The following is an 18,024-nucleotide window of genomic DNA, read 5'->3' on the forward strand; positions in this document are numbered from 1 at the left end:
GGTCCGGTGTCAAACGGCACAGCCGCGGCGGTCCCACAGCGACGCGTCGGGACCCCTCCTACCTGCCGAAATCTCGCCGACGCAGTACCGCACGGTCGACACACCCGGGTCGACGGGACGGCCCGAAGTTCACCTCGTGTCCACTTGAACGTGAGATAACCGGAGCACCATCGAGTAGAAGGACGACGCGGACTTGCCTGCCCACCTCCCCGCTGAACACCTCGGTTCCGCGATCCCCGCGGAGTTTCTTCGCGCGTCGCACGCACCGCCGGCCCGCACCCTCGTCGACATCCTCCGCGCGACCGCCGACGCTTTTCCCGACGCGCCCGCGATCGACGACGGCACGAGCCCCGTCGGCTACGCGGAACTGGTCGAGAAGGTGACGGTCGGTGCCTACGCGCTCATCGATGCGGGCGTCGGAGCAGGAGATCGGGTCGGGGTTCGGATGACTTCCGGCCGTGCCGAACTGTACGTGACCATCCTGTCGATTCTCGCTGCCGGCGCGGCCTACGTTCCCGTGGACGCGGACGATCCCGACGAACGCGCCGACCTGGTCTTCTCCGAGGCCGGGGTGACCGCGATCGTCACCGACGAGGGCATCGGCCCCGGTACCGCGCCTCTGCGGAACGAACGGGCGCTGCGCGGTCCGCGCCTCGACGACGACGCGTGGATCATCTTCACCTCGGGCTCGACCGGCACCCCGAAGGGTGTGGCCGTCACCCATCTCAATGCCGCGGCGTTCGTCGACGCCGAAGCACGCTTGTTCTGCCAAGATGAGCCACTCGGACCCGGCGACCGGGTACTGGCCGGATTGTCGGTCGCCTTCGACGCGTCGTGCGAGGAGATGTGGCTCGCGTGGCGGCACGGCGCGTGCCTCGTGCCGGCGCCGCGTGCACTGGTCCGGTCCGGAATGGACCTCGGCCCGTGGTTGATCGCCCGGGACATCAGCGTGGTCTCCACCGTCCCGACACTCGCGGCGATGTGGCCCGCGGAATCCCTCGAAGCGGTGCGTCTGCTCATCTTCGGCGGCGAGTCGTGCCCGCCCGACCTCGTCCGGCGACTCGCGGTTCCGGGACGGGAGTTGTGGAACACCTACGGCCCGACGGAAGCGACCGTCGTCGCCTGCGCGGCACTCATGGACGGGTCCGGCCCGGTACGCATCGGTCTGCCTCTCGACGGTTGGGATCTCGCGGTCGTCGACCCCGAGGGTCACCCGGTCGCCGACGGAGAGACCGGCGAACTCGTCATCGGAGGTGTGGGCCTGGCGCGCTATCTCGATCCGGTGAAGGACGTCGAAAAGTACGCCGCCATGCCGACTCTCGGGTGGGATCGCGCCTACCGCAGCGGCGACCTCGTGGTACTCGACCGGCGGGGACTGCTGTTCCAGGGCCGCGCCGACGATCAGGTCAAGATCGGTGGGCGCCGGATCGAACTCGGCGAGGTCGACACCGCCCTGCAGAATCTGCCGGGCGTCGCGGGCGGGGCATGCGCTGTACGCACGACCACGGCCGGACATCCGGTCCTCGTCGGCTACCTCGCGTCGACGGACCCCGACTTCGACCTCGCGGCGGCACACGACCTGCTCTCCGAACAACTGCCCGCAGCCCTCGTGCCCCGGCTCACCCGAGTCGACGAACTCCCCACACGGACGTCGGGGAAGGTCGACCGCAACGCTCTGCCGTGGCCTCTTCCCGGCGCAGACGCCGATTCGATCGACGCCCTCGGGCTCGATCCCACCGCCGCGTGGCTCGCCGCGCTGTGGACCGACATCCTCGGCACCCGTATCGAGGGTCTCGACGACGACTTCTTCGAACTCGGCGGCGGTTCGCTCGCCGCCGCACAGCTCGTCACGGCGATCCGCGCGCGTTATCCGGAAATGACGGTCGCCCAGCTGTACGACCGGCCGCGCCTCGGTTCCCTGGCCGTCTACCTCGACGAACTCGCGCCTACCACCGCGGCCGCCCACCGGGTGGTCGGGCCGGTACCGCGCCGCGCGCAGTTTGCGCAGATCGCCGCGACCCTGCCGCTCATGACGCTGACCGGATTGCAGTGGGTCACTTGGCTCGCCATCCTCAACGGGATCATCACGCTGGTCGTCGACGTGCCCTGGACGGTGACGCCGTCGTGGTGGTGGACCGCGCTCGGTGCGGCGTTGTTCCTGACCCCACCCGGACGCATGGCCATCGCGGTGGCGGGCGCGCGACTGTTGCTCCGGGGTGTGACATCCGGGAGTTACCCGCGAGGCGGCTCCGTGCACCTGCGCTTGTGGGCGGCGCTGCGCCTGTCCGACGCCACCGGGGCCACCAACATTTCGGGTGCCCCGTGGATGCGGAACTACGCTCGGGCTCTGGGCGCGAAGGTGGGCCGGGATGTCGACCTGCACAGCCTTCCCCCGGTCACCGGGATGCTCGAACTCGGCGACGGGTGCTCGATCGAACCCGAGGTCGATCTCTCGGGTCACTGGGTCGACGGCGATCTCGTCCATATCGGCACGATCCGGGTGGGTGCCGGCGCTGCGGTCGGTGCCCGTTCGTTCCTCGCCCCCGGTGCTCGCATCGGCAAGAACGCCGAGGTCGAGGCCGGGTCGGCGGTGTTCGGACGGGTGAAGTCCGGGCAGCACTGGGCGGGCTCGCCCGCGAAGAAGACCGGCAAGGCCGATCGTCCCTGGCCGGACCAGGCACCGCCCCGCGGAGCCCGCTGGATTCCGGTCTACGCGTTGACCTCGGTCCTGCTCGGTGGCCTCCCGATCGCCTCGATCGGGGCGGGGGTCGCCCTGCTCGTGTGGTGGGTGCGCGACACCGCAACCGTCGCGGAGGCCGTCCCCCGGTCCCTCGCGATGCTGCCGGTCGCCGCGCTGCTCACGATGTTCGTCTTCGCCCTGACCACCTTGATCACCGTGCGGTTGTTGTCGATCCGGATGACCGAGGGGTGGCATCCCGTCCGGAGTCGCGTCGGGTGGCAGGTGTGGGCAACCGAGCGCCTGATGGACTCGTCGCGAACCTTCCTGTTCCCGCTGTACGCGTCGATGCTCACCCCCACCTGGCTTCGCCTGCTCGGCGCCGACATCGGCAAGGACGTCGAGGCTTCGACAGTGCTCATGGTTCCGAAATTCACCAAGGTCGCCGACGGCGCCTTCCTCGCCGACGACACGATGGTCGCGTCGTACGAACTCGGAGGTGGCTGGCTCTACATCTCGCACGCGAAGGTCGGCAAGCGGGCATTCCTCGGTAATTCCGGCATGGCGGGTCCCGGCCGGCGCGTCCCGAAACACGGCCTCGTCGCGGTGCTCTCCGCCGCACCCGAGAAAGCGAAATCGGGTTCGTCCTGGCTGGGCAGTCCCCCGGTGCGCCTGCGCCGCGCCGCGGGCGACGCCGATTCGAGCCGCACGTTCACGCCCTCCCCGCGGCTGCGGATCGCGCGTGGCCTGGTCGAGACGTGCCGGCTCGTGCCGATGATCGTGACGTTCGGAATCGGGTTGGGAGTCCTGTTCACCCTCAACACCTTCGCGGCACATATCGGCTACTGGTTCGCCGCGCTGCTCGGCGGCGTGGTGTTGATGGCGGCCGGTGCCGTCGCATGCCTGATCACGATCGTTGCGAAATGGCTGATCGTCGGGCGAATCGGGCGCGACGAGCATCCGTTGTGGAGTTCGTTCGTGTGGCGCAACGAAGTGTCGGACACCTTCGTCGAGACCGTCGCGGCACCGTGGTTCGCCCGGGCGGCGACGGGCACCGTCGCGACGAATCTGTGGCTGCGCGCGCTGGGCTCCACGATCGGACGTGGTGTGTGGTGCGAAAGTTACTGGCTGCCCGAGGCGGATCTCGTGACATTGGGCGACGGCGCGACCGTCGAACGCGGCTGCGTTGTACAGACACACCTGTTCCATGATCGGATCATGGCCATGGACACCGTGACGCTCGGCAACGGCGCGACCCTGGGCCCACAGTGTGTCGCGTTGCCCGCATCGGGGATCGGTGACGGCGCCACGGTGGGACCCGCATCTCTCGTGATGCGGGGCGACGTCGTACCGCCCTCGACCCGCTGGCAGGGCAATCCGATTTCGGCGTGGACCTCCCCGGGTGATTGGTCGCCGCGGTGAAGCCGATCAAGGCCGCGAAGCCGGTGCCGCCCGTCGCCGCCGACCGCCCCCTCGACCCGTACCTGCCGACCAGCGGCAACCGTGGCTACCGCGTGTCCCGGTACGAACTCGAACTCGGCTACCGGGTCATGGCCAACAGGCTGGAAGGCCGGGCCGTGATCATCGCGACCACGACCGATGTGCGCGGGAAGTTCGCACTCGACCTCGCGGCGTCGATGCGCGTGTCCAAGGTGACGGTCAACGGACGGCGGCCCGCGAAGTACGTCCACCGCAACGGCAAACTCACCGTCACGCCCGCCGACGTGATCCCCGCGGGCGCGGTGCTGACGATCTCGGTGCAGTATGCCGGCACCCCTACGCCGCTGCGCACCATGTGGGGTGAGGTCGGCTGGGAGGAGCTCGAGGAGGGTTCGCTGGTCGCAAGCCAGCCGAACGGCGCTCCGTCGTGGTTCCCCTGCGACGACCATCCCGGATCGAAGGCCACCTACCGCATCTCGATCACCACGGACGCGCCGTTCCAGGCGATCGCCAACGGGACACTCGTACACAGGACGACGAAATCCAGCCGGACGACCTGGGTGTACGAACAGCCCGAGCCGATGGCGACCTATCTGGCGACCGTGCAGATCGGTCATTACGAGATCCGCCAGATCGCGTCGTCGCCGGTGCCGCAGTACGCGGTGCATCCGCCACGTCTGCGCGACGCGTTCGACAAGGACTTCGGGCGGCAAGCCGAGATGCTCGAGCTGTTCACGCGACTCTTCGGCCCGTATCCGTTCGCGCACTACACGGCGCTGGTGACGGACGACGACCTCGAGATCCCCATCGAAGCGCAGGGCCTGTCGACATTCGGCGCGAACTTCTGCGATGGGCACCGGACCGAAGAACGGCTCGTCGCACACGAATTGGCCCACCAGTGGTTCGGGAACAGCCTGACCTTGTCGCGCTGGTGCGACATCTGGCTGCACGAAGGTTTCGCGTGCTACGCGGAGTGGTTGTGGTCCGAGAACTCCGGTGGGCCGTCAGCCCAAGCCCTCGCAGCCGACGCGTATCGAGGTCTCTCCCGCAAGCCTCAGGACATCCTCCTCGAGAATCCGGGCGCCAAGGACATGTTCGACGACCGGATATACAAGCGCGGAGCCCTCACCCTGCACGCGTTGCGCCTGGCGCTGGGTGACGACTCGTTCTTCACGCTGCTTCGGACGTGGACGTCGGAACACCGGCATTCCAACGTCACGACGACGCAATTCAAAGATCTCGCTGCTCGCTTCTCCGACACGTCGCTGCGCCCGCTGTGGGATGCGTGGCTGGGCCAGAGGGAACTTCCGGCACCACCGAGAATCTGATCGGCCACGACGCGACCGTTCAGGGTAGATCGACCTTCGAGGCGAGCCAGCGACCGTCGACGAGTTCCATCGTCATGGCGACTCGGCTGCGGTCGAGGCGCGGTTCGGTGACGAGCGCGTTGGTCACCGACTGGTCGATGAACAGGAGAACTTCGACTTTCGTCCGTGTCGCCGACTTGATGCCCGAATCGACGACGACTCCTTCCGCGTGTGCCTGATTGTCGATGAGCAACTGCCTGAGTTGTTCGCTCGATTCGGTGTACATCTTCTTGAACTCGCCGGTCGCACCGTCGAGCACCGCACCGAAATCGCCCTCCAGGTCGTCGGCGCTGACCGACGTGAGCGTGACCGCGTACGTGCGTGCGGCGTCGGCGGCCGCGCGCGCCGCGGTCTCGACCGCCCGCGCCTCCAGCAACTTCCAGCCGAGAACACCTGCGGCCGTGGCGGCGACGAGGAGAAGGACGACGAGGAGCGCCGTGCCGAGCTGCCGCACTCTCGGCGAAGTCCGGGCCGGTGTGTCCGCATCGGGCTTACCCGGATCGGCAGTGCCCACCGACCGGTCTCCGCTGTCGGCATCCGGGTCCTCGAGGACCTGATCTGCGCCGGTTCGATCAGCGGTGACAGAAGTGCTGTCGCTGCTCATGTGCGTCTCCTTCGGAGATGTCAGTTGGCTCCGGTCCAGGGAAGGGCCGGACCGCCGTAGTCGAGCGGAACGGTGTGTGGTCCGACAGGTGTCGGATCGGATCGCCGGAGAGGATCGGCGCCGGGCGGCAACCCGGCGGCGTATTCCTCCCCGGGCGGCCGCGGTGCATTGCGCGCGCCCCGGACGAGCGTGGAGGGATCCGGATCGTTGCAGTACGTGTACAGATAGGGCTCCGGAAAGCTCGGAACGGTCGGCGACTCGCGCAATAGGTCGTAATCGCACGAATACCGGGGGTAGATGTTGACCAGTGCCCACACACCGTCGTCGCGGAAGGCGGTCATCAGCGCTTCCAGAGTGGATCCGTCGCGTTCGGACGGAAAGAAGAACTCTTGGAGGGCAGGCACTCTCACGTGCGCCATCTGCGCGACGGTGGTGAGGTTGCCCAGCAACTGCACCATCGTGGGTGAGTTCTCGGCGAGGATCTCGTCGATCACCCGCATGGTGCCGGGAGCGGTGTCGAGGAACGACCGGAAGCCGCCGTCCATGGATTCGACGCCGGTGAGCATGTGAGAGACCTGCTTCGAGGTTTCCTGCAACCCGGGGGCCGCGTCGGCCAGCGTTCCGAGAACGATCTTCCCCGTTCGCAGGAGCGACACGGTCTGCGGCAGCACCCCGTCGAGAGTGGACAGGAGAAAGGCGCCGCCGTCGACGATGTCCGACAACTTCTGCGGCCCCTCGGGTCCCACCCCGAGCTCGTCCACGATGGTCTGCAATGCTCCGGGATCGACCTGCGCGAGCATGCCGTCCATGTCGTGCAGGAGAGCCGACAGCGGGACGGGCGTGGTCGTGTTCTCGGACGTTATCTCGGCGCCGTCCGCGAGATAACGACCACCGTCCGTGGTCGGCCTGAAGTCGAGGTACTGTTCGCCTGCCAGCGACAATCCGGCGACCCGCACCTCGCCACCGACCGGAATCTTCGTCCGCGCGTCGATCTCGGCGAGCACGACGACACCGTCCTCCGTGAAGTCGACCGATGCCACTTCCCCCACCGGCACACCACGCAGAGTCACGTCGCGCCCCGGGAGAATTCCGCCCGAGTCGTCGAAATGCACACTCACCCTGATCTGCCGGTCCGCCGGGTTCAGGTCGAACACGTCGAACGCCAGATAACCCACCCCCACGACGAAGGTCGTCACGAGGGCGGCCACCGAGAGACCCGCGCGATGCGCGTACCCGCGCCGAACTCCGGCGACCGTCACCGCTGCGAACGCTTCGGGGATGCGTCGCCGCTGCGATCCGTCGCTCATCCGCCGTTCTCCAGTCGGCCCTGGAGTCGCAGGAGGGTGTACGCGATCGTTCCCGCGAGGGCTTGCACGTCCGTTCCGTCGGGTAGCCGGCTTCCCGGGTCCCCGGGATGGCCCGGTACCGGAACCGCGCCGAGGATCAACTGCTCGAGATCTGCGTCGGTGTTCGCGGCCGTGCTGCTGGTGACCTTCATGATCGGGGCAAGTATTCGGTTGACAGCCGACAATTCGGCATCGGGATGAGTTGCCGCCGCATTCAGCTCTGCGGCAATCCGATTGATGTCCGCGACCATGCTGCGCGTATCGGTGTCCTGTACCGCGGGGAACCGCTGAATCTGCCGGCTGATCCGATCGACCTGTCCGACGAGATCGAGTACGCGCGCGGTATCGGCAGCGACGACCTCCAGTGCGGGCCGCGCGGCCTGCACGACGTCGTCGATGGTCGACCTCCGTTCGGCGACGGTGTCGACGAGTCGGCCGGTGCGAGCGAGCGACTCTTCGATCTCGTCCGTTCGTTGCGCGATCAGACCGGCGAGCCGCGTCGATTCGTCCACCAGGCTCGCCAGCCTGTCGCCGCGGCCGGCGACAGCGTCCCCGAGTCCGTTGACGATCTTCGTGAAGTTGCGCAGCGCACCGCCGTTGACGAGAACCGAAGCGGTGGAGAGCAGTTCCTCGATGGTCGCGGCCGACGACGTGGACGAGATCGGAATGACGGCGCCGTCTTCGAGCGGAACGGCGCCGGACTCCCGGCCCACGGGGGGTTGCAGCGCGACGAAGACGTCGCCGAGGGGAGTCGCCGAGCGCAACTCTGCGGTGGTGCCCGGCTCGAGGATCACCCCCTCGGCGATCCGCAGAGTCACCACTGCCGCGTAATCCTGCACTTTCATCGACCCGACTTCTCCGATGTCGGCGCCCGACAGTTTCACCTTCGCCTTCGTCGGAAGGTTCAATGCGTTGTCGAACGTCGCCTGCACCGAATACGTACCGCCGCTGACGCCGGGTTCGGGAAGCGGAAGGTCCTCCAGTCCGGCCGAACACGCCGACGTGACCAGAACAGCAAGCCCGGCCGCCACCGAACCTGTTCGCCTCCAGCACAATGCGATCATCGCGGCAACCCCGCGATTCCCTCGAGCATGGACGCGATGCCGAATCCGGGGCCGAAGTCCTTCACTGTGCCGGTCGTGCACCCCAGATCGCGCACCTCGAGCAGATTGCACACCTGGGACACGAGTTCGCCGTCGAAGAAGACCTTCTCGAGCTGGGCGTGGACCCGGGCGGCGCCAGTCTCCTGATCGATCGCGTTGTATGCGTTGTCCATCAAGAGCGGGGTCAGATCCAGGAACTCACCGACTTCGTTGCGGTAGTCGGCGAGCGCACGAGTGACCGTCTGCGCATCGGTGACGGTGGAGCGCACCGCATCACGGCGGTTCTGCAGCAACTGGTCTGCCTGCTGGAGTATCTCGTTGATCTGTGAACCGGTGGTTCCCGCACCGAGATTCGACTCGGCGAGCACCTCGCCGAGTCTCTTCGTTGCTTCTCCGAACTCCCGGATGTCGGCGTCGTTCGCGGCGGCGGCACTGCTGAGGACGGACAGGTTGTCCACGATCGCCGTGATGCTGTTTCGTGTACCCGCGCCCTGATCGGCGCTCAATGCCATTGCTCGAGAGAGCGTCCCGAGCGCGCTCTTGATTCCGACGCCGTTCCCGGCGGTCGCTCCGACGCCCACGTCGAGCAGAGCGGATACCGGACCGTTGCCCTCCCCGTCCCCTGCCAGTTCCACCGCCATCGTGTCGGCCATCGCGAGCAGCCTGTCGAATTCGATGGGTGTGCGGGTGTGATCGAGGCCGACGGTGGCACCGTGTTCGAGCACCGCTCCGCCGTCGTAGGCGGGAGTGAGTTCGATGTGGCGGTCGGTGAGCACGGAGGTGGAAACTGCGACCGCGCGAACGTCGGCAGGAACCTGCGTGCCGGCGTCGATCTCCATACCGACGGCGACGTGGGTACCGGTGGGGTCGATGCTCACAATCCGCCCGATCGGGATACCCAGCACCGACACGTCGTTTCCTTCGTAGAGACCCGCGGCGTTGTCGAAGTTCGCGGTCACGAGGATCGAATCCGGGCCGGACGACATCCGTTCTGCCACCAAGCCTCCTACGAGGACGAGTGCCGCGGCAGCCGCAATCGTCACGAGGGCGGTCCTCGCTTTCATTCGCACTCCCCGAGATAGGCGGTCAAGGTGGGGTCGTCGGTGTGCCCGGCGAGGGCACACATCCAGGAGTCGATCATCGGTCCCGCGGGAGCGGTGAAATCGACCTCGTTTGCGGTTCCCGACGCGTTCGCAAAGTTCCGGATGGGGACGGGAAGGATCTGGAGGATGTTGCGGAACAGCGCGTCGTTGTCGCTCAAAGTGCGCAGGAGTCCGTTCAGGCTGACGATCAGGGCGTCGATCTGCGCTCGGTCGTCGACGACGATCGAATCGAGTACCGTGACGAGCTCCGCGGTGGCGGTCAGCAACCGCTGAACGAGATTCTGCCGGGATTCGAGTTCCAGAAGCAGATCACGACCGTCGCGCACCAGTGAACCCAGGCTGTGCTGTTGTGCGCGCACCACACTGGTCATCGACGCGGTTGCGTCGAGGATCGCGCCGATCTGTTCGCGGCGGTCGGCAACCGTGCCCGACAGACTTTCGATGTTCGCGAGCACCTGCGGCAGGAGCGCAGGTACGCCGTCGAGTTCGGTGGCGAGCGTGTCGAGGGTGGCGCCGAGCCGTTCCGCGTCCACCTGCTCGAACGTGGTGGTGGCGTCGGCCAGCACCTCTTGGAGGTCGTACGGGACAACACTGTTCTGCAACGGAATCCGTCGCTCCGCAAGCGGTTCGCTACCCGCGGGCCGCAATTCGACGTACCGCGACCCCAGCAGCGTGGTGAGCTTGATCGAGGCCACCGTGTCGGCTCCCAGTTCGACACTGCGGTCGACATCCATCTCGACGAGCACGTGGGTGCCGTCGAGACGCACGCCCTCGACGGTCCCCACCTGGATACCGGCGATCGTCACGGCATCGCCGGAGGTGATCCGGGCAGCCTGAGCGAACTCCGCCTCGTACCGCACCGACCCGATGCCGGCCCCCGAGACGAGTACCGTCGCCACGAGCGCCACGACGATGACGGCGACGGTCAAGATGCCGAGGCCGAGGCGGTTGCGTTCGTCGAGAACCGCTCGATTCGTGGTTCTCATCTGCACACCGCAGACTGGGTGATCCGGCCTTCGGGAGTGGCCTGCGCGACGAGGGACGGAATGACATTGCTCAGCGCGGGAATCATCGTCACGTTGAAATTGCACAGGTACGTACTGAGGTAGCTCCCGTCCTGGCTCACCCGCGCCAGCCCCTTGAGCAAGGCCGGCAGATTGGCCCCGAAATAGGCGAATTCGTCGAGGTTGTCCATGTAGTGCTGCGAGAATCCGGGTTCACGAACCAGCAGGTCGTGTAGCTCGGGTTCCACCTCGGAGGTGAGGGTGGCCAGCCTGTCGACCGTGGTCGCGATCGAGTCCATCGATTCGACCGTCTCGGCCCGCTGTGCCGACAGCTCGGTGAAGATGGCACGGGCACTGCCGATGACCGAGTCGATGTCCTGACTCTGCGTGGCCATATCGGCAATCACACCGTCCAGGTCGACAATGATGTCGCCCAGGATCCTGTCGGGTTCGGCGAGAGATTCGGCGAGGCGGGTGGTTTCGGCGACCAGCGTCGTTATTGATCCGGCGTCGCCCTGGAGCGCCGTGATGATCGCCCCGGTGATCTCGTCCACCTTCGCGGGGTCCAGGACGCTGAAGAGCGGCTCGAAACCGTTGAGCAGCACCGAGATGTCGAACGACGGCTCCGTTCGCTCGAGAGGAATCTCGCTGCCCGGAGGAAGCGCAGCCCCCGCCGCTCCTCCGGCGAGAGACAAGCCGAGATACCGCTGGCCGATGATGTTCTGATAGGTGATCGCGGCTTCGGTGTTGTCGTGCACGACCTGGTTCGACTCGATTCGGAAAGCGACTCTTGCCACCGTCTCGTCGAGTTCGATCGAGTCGATCCGTCCGACGCGGACACCGGCCATCCGCACGTCGTCACCGACCCTGAGACCGGACACGTCGCTGAATACGGCCGCGTAGGGCGCGGTGTCGCCGTTCACCCCCCGCTTCAGTGTCACCACCACAGGCCACGTCAAGGCCAGGGACACGAGCAGGAACAGACTCAGTCCGATCAGAGGTTTCCGGTAGCTCATCTCGGGCTCCCGTCGCCGTCCGGAACGACGCTCACGACCGCGCCCCGGGCCACCGGGCCGAGCAGCAACTCCGACGCGGCCGACACATCCCCACCCAGGATCCGGCCGAGAAGGTCTTTCTCCTGCTCGCTTCCGATCGAACCGACGTTTCCCCCGACCGGCACGGTGGTGTGCACCTGCCTGCCGTCGTCCAGGGACGAGACCTTCGGGGCACCGGTCTCCGGGGCGGTCGCGCAGCTCGGTCCTTCGAGGTCTCCGTAGCGCGGGCAATCGATCCTCGTGTACATCCTGTGCGGCGTGAACTGGAAGATGAACTTGCCCATGCCCCGCGCCTCGCCCGCCGGCCAGAAAGTCTCGAACCACCTTTCGGAGATTCGACGCATCCTGGTCGTGATCGGAGTGAACGACGAGGAACCATCCGCCATCACACCGAGGACGGGAGTGAGCGCGGATGTCACTCCCATGACGGTGTCGGCCTGATTCTCCAGTCCGGTCGCCAATGTGGACACGGTGCCGACTCCAGCCGCGAGGAACGTCTCCAGTTCCACCTCTTTCTCCGCGATCGTGCGCATCGGGACCACTGCGTGGCCGACCGCGTCGAGCAGGTCCGGGGCTGATTCGCTCAGGCCGAGCAGAGCATCGGAAAGTGCCACAAGCGTCGACGCCTCTTCACCCGGCCCGAACACTGCGCCTATCTCGCGAACGATCCGGTCGAGTTGTGCACCCGCGGTGACGATGTCGTCTCCCCTGTGGTCGGTCGCATCCGCGACCGCTGCGAGGACACCGAGAGTGTGCTGTGTGTCGATACGCGCAGTCGCCGCAACGATCTCACGCAACTTCGTCAGCGCGGTCTGCAGTTGCACGGTCGACAAGCTCGAATCCTGCGGGATCACCGAGCCCGCCGGGAGGGGCGGAGCATCGCCGTTGTCCACGAGTTGCACCGACGAGACCGCGAACACGTTGCTAGGCACGACGCGAGCCGTGACGCTGCTCGGCACGGAGTTCGCGTACTCGGGTTTCAGCAGGATTCGTACGACAGCGATTCGGCCTTCCTCCGGACGGAGAACCTCGCTGACCTCTCCGACCAGCACGCCACGAAACTTCACGTCTGCCCGGACCGGAAGACCGTCCCCCATGTCGGACAGTGCGGCCTCCACACCGACAGTCGGCGTGAACCGTCCGTCGGCCTTCGCGATCACCGCAGCCACCAATGTCAGGACGACGAGTGACGCGACCGCTCCGGCGACGAACAGCTTTGCGGGAGTAGCACGGCCGATATCGCTTTCGAGCATCATCGCCATCTGCTAGCCCCCGAGCCTTGCGCCCGAACCGATTCCCCACAGCGCAACGGTCATGAGCAGATTCACGACGATCATCGCGGAAATGCCGGCACGCATCGCCCGGCCCGCAGCGGCGCCTACTCCTTGCGGCCCACCCGCCGCGTAGAAACCGTAGTAACACTGGATCGTCGATGTGATGATCACGAAGACGATCGTTTTGAGAAGTGAGTAGAAGATGTCCGTCGCGCTGAGTACCAGCCCGAAATAGTGCCCGTAACTGCCCGCCGAGACACCGCCGGTGAGTCCGATGACCGATTGGACCGCCAGGTAGTTCACCGCGAGGCACACGAGATAGAGCGGCACCACCGCGACAACCGAGGCGAGCAACCGCGTCGTCACCAGATAAGGAATCGACCGAATGGCCAGGGCTTCCATGGCGTCGATCTCCTCGGAGATCCGCATCGCACCGAGTTGTGCTGTGAAGCGGCATCCGGCCTGGGCGGCAAAGGCGAGCGACGCCATGATCGGTGCGAGTTCCCGGGTTGTCGCCGTGGAGGAGACCATGCCGGTCGCGGGCTCGAGGCCCAGGAGATGCAGTGCGTTGTATCCCTCGATCGCCACGATGGCTCCCGCGGACGCTCCGAGGACGATGATCACCCCCGCGGTGCCGCCGCCCACTACCAGGGAGCCGTTTCCCCAGGTCACGTCGGAGAGGATTCGGAGGAACTCTTTGCGATAGTTGCGCAGCGTGGTGGGAACGGCAGCGGTCGCGCGGAGGAAGAACACGACCATGTGACCGAGCCTCTGGACCAGTCGCACCTGTGCCCCGGCCGCAACGACGAACGGCCGTGCGCCGGGAGGCAGATACCGGGAGGCCACTCAGAACCCCGTCCGCGGGAACATCAGCACATACAGTTGCGTGAAGACGACGTTGACCGTCATCAGCAGGAGGATGGACGCGACGACGGTGGCGTTGACGGAATTGGCGACGCCCGCAGGTCCACCACTGGTGGCCAAACCTTTCTGACACGCCACCACGGCCACGATCGCACCGAACACCATGGCTTTGATCATGGTCAGAACGAAGTCGCCGACGGTCGCGAAGGAGGCGAAGGTGCTGACGAAACTACCTGGGGTGCCGTTCATGACAAAAGTGTTGAAGATGTAGCCGGATAGGAATCCGACGAAGCACACCAGTCCCGTGAGGGCGAGTCCGACGACGACGGCTGCGACGAGTCTCGGCACCACCAGGCGGCGGACCACAGACAATCCCATGACCTCCATCGCGTCGATCTCGTCGCGGATCTTCCGCGACCCGAGGTCGGCGCAGACTGCCGAACCCGCCGCCGACGCCATGAGCAACGCCGCCACCATCGGCGCACCTTGTTTGATGACCGCGAGGCCACTCGCCGCGCCGGCCAGTGATGTCGCGCCGACCTGGCCTGCCAGCAGACCGAACTGGATCGAGAGGGTGACCCCGATGGGTATCGCCACAAACATCGTCGGCAATGCCGACGCCGACGCCATGAAGGCGGCCTGACGAACGAACTCGGCGAACGGAAAGCGCAAGGTGAGGACGTCGAGAATCAGATACCGGACGGCGCGTATCCCCAGTATGCACTGGTCACCGACGGTCTCCAGCGCAGCGATCGGGTGCCGGCGAAGATAACCGCGGGCCCAGCCACCGATTTCGCTCATCGCCGGAGTCGCCATCAGTAGAACTCCTGCCGGCCCGTAGGGCCGCCGCCTACATATCCCGGCAGCGTTCGCCTCCACCACGTCCATGGCGAAAATTGTTGTGCCACGGTCATTCCCCCCGAAGAGTGAGAAAGCGTGTACGCGACATTCGTCGGTACACCCGAAAGCATCATTGAAAAGCTCTGTGCGCGTGTGCTTATCGAAAAATTTGGAATCGGCCCGGGCGGCCGGGCACTACGATTCAGGCAGCGGCAAACCAGGCACCGATGTCGGCGGACCCCCGAGGGGCAGCTCTTCGGCGGTCCGCGGGCGATCGGGCGCCGAGTCCGTTGAATTCCCCGCAATCAAAGTAGAAGATAGTTCTCTTTTCTGCAACGATGGTTTTCGACACGGCCTCCTACCAGCGCCGGAGGACCTTCTGGACGGACCTCGACGGTTACGTCGCGCCGCCTTCGCCGGGTCGCGCTTCCGATTCCTTCTCGATCATCCCGAGGCACCACTCGACGAGTTCGATCGTCTCCGCGTGCCCCGAGGTGACCCCCAGCGCTTCCTCCATCACCACGACCCGGGAGATGCTCGTCATCAGAACGGATACCACCACGGGAGGAATCCGCGAGACGTCGTACCGGGTACCTGCGAGGACCTTTTCGGCTGCAGCTCGCTGACCCACCCGGAAGAGTTCCGAATAGCGCGCGATCTCCGACCTCAGAGCGGAGCGGTGACGAGCCAGGGCAATGAACTCGGTGGTCACGGCCACCGCCGTCGGGTCGGTGCTGAACTCCCACAACGCGCGCAGCGGGCGAGGCGAGCCGAGAATTGCCTCCTGGAAGCGCAAGCCTTCCTCGGCGCGGCGCCGGAACACCTCGAGCAGGAGATCGTCCATGGTCCGGAAGTAATAGTGGACGAGTTGCGGCTTGAGTCCCGCCCTGTCCGCGACGCGGCGCGAAGTGACCGCGGCGTAGCCACTTTCGACCATCAACTGCTCGGCCGCATCGAGTAAGACGGTGCGGTTCTTTGCGTCCGGTGCACCGATTCGCCTGGACGACGCCATACTCGACCTCCATGCCCGGCGGCCGGTACCGCACGATTCCGATCATGCTAGCGCCATGCCGAGTGTGGCCTTGACCACATTCATGCACCGTGCTATCCATATATCCAGCACTGCTAGGCAGGCGCTCAGCATCGGGCGAAGCTGGCGTTGACATCGGTACCACCTTCAGTTGTGCACCTCGCCGGTGCGCCGACGTCAGGAGACCCGATTGAACGACTTCGACTCGAAGGATTTCTTCACCGACCCGTCCTTCATCCCGGATCCGCATCCCTACTTCGACCACCTCCGGTCGAAATGCCCCGTGCAGTTCATAGAGCCACGTGGCGTCGTCGCCGTCACAGGATTCGACGAATGCCTTGCGGTACTGCGGGATACGTCGACGTACTCGAACATCAACGCCGCCACAGGGCCGTTTCCGGGCATGCCGTTCACGCCCGAGGGCGACGACATCAGCGAGCAGATCGAACAGCATCGGCCCGAAATCCCCCTCAACGAGCACCTCGTCACCATGGACCCGCCGAAGCACACCCGGATTCGCAGGCTGCTCGCCGGCCTGTTCACACCTCGGCGTCTCGACGAGAACGAAGAGTTCATGTGGCGGCTCGCGGACCGACTGATCGATACGTTCCACGCCTCGGGCAAGGTCGAACTGCTCCACGAATACGCACAACCGTTCGCACTGCTGACCGTCGCGGATCTCCTTGGTGTTCCGGAGGCCGATCACGCCGCATTCGTCGCGCACCTGTCTTCCCAGACTCCCGGCGCGATGGCAGAAGACGGCGCACTCGGCGCCAATCCCCTGGAGTTCCTCGATTCCAAGTTCTCGAACTACATCGAAACCCGACGACGAGAACCTGTCGGCGACGTCCTGTCGATACTCGCCGAGTCGAGGTACTCCGACGGGGAGACACCCGACGTGGTCGAACTCGTACGCCTGGCCACATTCCTGTTCGGCGCCGGCCAGGACACGACTGCCCGCCTGATCACCGCTTCGTTCAGGCTGCTCGGCGAGAACCCGGAACTACAGAAACAGCTGCGCGAAGACCACAGTCTCGTCCCGCAATTCGTGGAAGAAGCACTGCGCCTCGAAGGCCCGGTCAAGAGTGATTTTCGGCTCGCGAAGAAGAAGACGACGCTCGGTGGCGTCGATATACCCGCGGGGACCCCGGTGATGGTGTCGCTGCCCGCCGGCAATCGCGATCCGCAGCGCTTCCCGGACCCCCATGAATTCCGGTTGGACCGCGACAACGCCCGCGAACACATCGCTTTCGGACGGGGCGTGCATTCCTGCCCGGGAGGACCTCTCGCGCGAGTCGAAGCTCGGGTCACGATCGAACGACTGCTCGACCGCATGGCAGACATCAAGATCTCCGAGGAGAAGCACGGGCCGGCCGACGATCGTCACTTCACCTACGAGCCGACGTACATCCTCCGCGGGCTAGCTTCGATCCACCTCGAATTCACACCCGTCTAGTTCGGTCCCGAAGGGCCGACTCGACAACACCCTTGTCGCGTAATCGCCGGGCAGAGAACCGGCTACTGCCAGCAGCCGTTGGCCGGGCGAAACGATCATCGAACATCCTGCCGTGGCCCGAAAACCTTCTCCGGTCGCACCGGCGAAACTCGCCATCGCTACGTAGGCTCCGCACGTGGCACCGATATGGGCGGCACGCCGTTGCTGTTCCGCCAACTCCCATCGGTGGTGCACTACCCCGCACGCGTACAGATCGATGTCGAGGGCTGCGGTCGCGTGGATGTGCTCAGCTGTGCCGGTGTCCTTGCAGATGCCCAGACCGATACGCCACCCATGGATCTCGATCGCCGAGGCACCAGGCCCCTGCGCGAACCAATTGTTTTCATCACCGTGCAAATGTGTTTTCCGATAGGCGATCCCGACGCCATTGCCATCGACACGCAGGGTAGCGATGAAACGCTGACCTTTTTCCATCACCGGCGCACCGACCAACGCGCACGAATCGGCCGATCGGCAGGCCTCGACGAGTAACGCGACAGCGTCCCCATCCAACTCGACGTCTGGGGCGTCCAGGTAATACCCGGTCAAGGACAGTTCTGGAAACACAATCACGTCGGCACGAGCCGACCGGATCAGTTCTGCATGCGCCCGCGCGGAGGCAACGTGGTCACCGTCGACCACCGCCGGCTGTCCGACAGCCGTGCGCAACAACTCGGCCTTCATCGTCACAACGTGCATCCTGCGTGATGACCGGGAAAAGATCAATAAGTACGAAAAAGGGGACCCGCAGGTGGGGTCCCCTTTTTCGAAATCACTTGCATGAACACTATTCGATGAAAACATGTCCATAGAAAGCACTGG

14 protein-coding genes are annotated in these 18,024 nt (G+C 65.7%); 3 read left to right on the plus strand and 11 right to left on the minus strand.

Annotation, left to right across the window (positions count from 1 at the left end):
• Nucleotides 1–193: 193 nt before the first annotated feature.
• Both RDCOP1_RS16520 and RDCOP1_RS16525 read left to right on the plus strand, forming a co-directional pair.
• Nucleotides 194–4,099 (plus strand): Pls/PosA family non-ribosomal peptide synthetase, encoded by a 3,906-nt coding sequence (locus RDCOP1_RS16520; protein WP_072702653.1) that lies wholly within the window; start codon nucleotides 194–196, stop codon nucleotides 4,097–4,099.
• Nucleotides 4,096–5,445: a M1 family metallopeptidase gene (locus RDCOP1_RS16525; RefSeq protein WP_231922844.1), complete on the plus strand. Its 1,350-nt coding sequence runs from the start codon at nucleotides 4,096–4,098 to the stop codon at nucleotides 5,443–5,445. Before RDCOP1_RS16520 ends, RDCOP1_RS16525 begins: the two co-directional genes overlap by 4 nt.
• A gap of 19 nt (nucleotides 5,446–5,464) precedes the next feature.
• Here RDCOP1_RS16525 and RDCOP1_RS16530 read toward each other — a convergent pair whose 3' ends face one another.
• From RDCOP1_RS16530 to RDCOP1_RS16575, 10 genes are all read right to left on the minus strand, one after another.
• Nucleotides 5,465–6,088 carry an Rv1363c family protein gene (locus RDCOP1_RS16530; protein WP_072702656.1) on the minus strand — a complete coding sequence of 208 codons (624 nt, stop codon included), beginning with the start codon at nucleotides 6,086–6,088 and terminating at the stop codon, nucleotides 5,465–5,467.
• Between the two features lie 20 nt (nucleotides 6,089–6,108).
• On the minus strand, nucleotides 6,109–7,395 hold the full coding sequence (locus RDCOP1_RS16535) for an MlaD family protein (protein WP_072702659.1): 1,287 nt from the start codon (nucleotides 7,393–7,395) through the stop codon (nucleotides 6,109–6,111).
• A complete protein-coding gene (locus RDCOP1_RS16540; protein ID WP_231922845.1) occupies nucleotides 7,392–8,465 on the minus strand; it encodes an MlaD family protein in 1,074 nt (357 codons plus the stop codon). Before RDCOP1_RS16540 ends, RDCOP1_RS16535 begins: the two co-directional genes overlap by 4 nt.
• A 29-nt stretch (nucleotides 8,466–8,494) precedes the next feature.
• Entirely contained in the window at nucleotides 8,495–9,601 is a 1,107-nt protein-coding gene (locus RDCOP1_RS16545) for an MCE family protein (RefSeq protein WP_072702663.1), read from the minus strand.
• Nucleotides 9,598–10,626 carry an MCE family protein gene (locus tag RDCOP1_RS16550; RefSeq protein ID WP_072702788.1) on the minus strand — a complete coding sequence of 343 codons (1,029 nt, stop codon included), beginning with the start codon at nucleotides 10,624–10,626 and terminating at the stop codon, nucleotides 9,598–9,600. The genes RDCOP1_RS16545 and RDCOP1_RS16550 overlap by 4 nt, the downstream gene beginning before the upstream one ends.
• On the minus strand, nucleotides 10,623–11,660 hold the full coding sequence (locus RDCOP1_RS16555; protein WP_072702665.1) for an MCE family protein: 1,038 nt from the start codon (nucleotides 11,658–11,660) through the stop codon (nucleotides 10,623–10,625). Before RDCOP1_RS16555 ends, RDCOP1_RS16550 begins: the two co-directional genes overlap by 4 nt.
• The gene (locus RDCOP1_RS16560) at nucleotides 11,657–12,955 is read right to left on the minus strand and encodes an MlaD family protein (protein ID WP_231922846.1); all 1,299 of its coding nucleotides are present in this window, start codon (nucleotides 12,953–12,955) and stop codon (nucleotides 11,657–11,659) included. Before RDCOP1_RS16560 ends, RDCOP1_RS16555 begins: the two co-directional genes overlap by 4 nt.
• A 9-nt stretch (nucleotides 12,956–12,964) precedes the next feature.
• Nucleotides 12,965–13,819 (minus strand): ABC transporter permease, encoded by an 855-nt coding sequence (locus RDCOP1_RS16565; RefSeq protein WP_072702670.1) that lies wholly within the window; start codon nucleotides 13,817–13,819, stop codon nucleotides 12,965–12,967.
• Entirely contained in the window at nucleotides 13,820–14,653 is an 834-nt protein-coding gene (locus RDCOP1_RS16570; protein ID WP_072702672.1) for an MlaE family ABC transporter permease, read from the minus strand. It abuts the gene before it with no gap.
• A 421-nt stretch (nucleotides 14,654–15,074) separates the two neighbouring features.
• Nucleotides 15,075–15,689, minus strand: coding sequence for a TetR/AcrR family transcriptional regulator (locus RDCOP1_RS16575; RefSeq protein ID WP_072702675.1), 615 nt, complete (start codon nucleotides 15,687–15,689; stop codon nucleotides 15,075–15,077).
• A 208-nt stretch (nucleotides 15,690–15,897) separates the two neighbouring features.
• On the opposite strand from RDCOP1_RS16575, the gene RDCOP1_RS16580 reads away from it, so the two are divergent.
• Entirely contained in the window at nucleotides 15,898–17,163 is a 1,266-nt protein-coding gene (locus RDCOP1_RS16580; RefSeq protein WP_072702678.1) for a cytochrome P450, read from the plus strand.
• On the opposite strand, the gene RDCOP1_RS16585 is transcribed toward RDCOP1_RS16580, so the two are convergent.
• Nucleotides 17,128–18,024 (minus strand): carbon-nitrogen hydrolase family protein (locus RDCOP1_RS16585; RefSeq protein WP_255311420.1); only part of this gene is annotated, 897 nt, incomplete at its 5' end. The two genes, RDCOP1_RS16580 and RDCOP1_RS16585, sit on opposite strands and share 36 nt — an antisense overlap.

The sequence above is a fragment of the Rhodococcus coprophilus NBRC 100603 genome (assembly GCF_001895045.1).
Taxonomy (GTDB): Bacteria; Actinomycetota; Actinomycetes; order Mycobacteriales; family Mycobacteriaceae; genus Rhodococcus; species Rhodococcus coprophilus.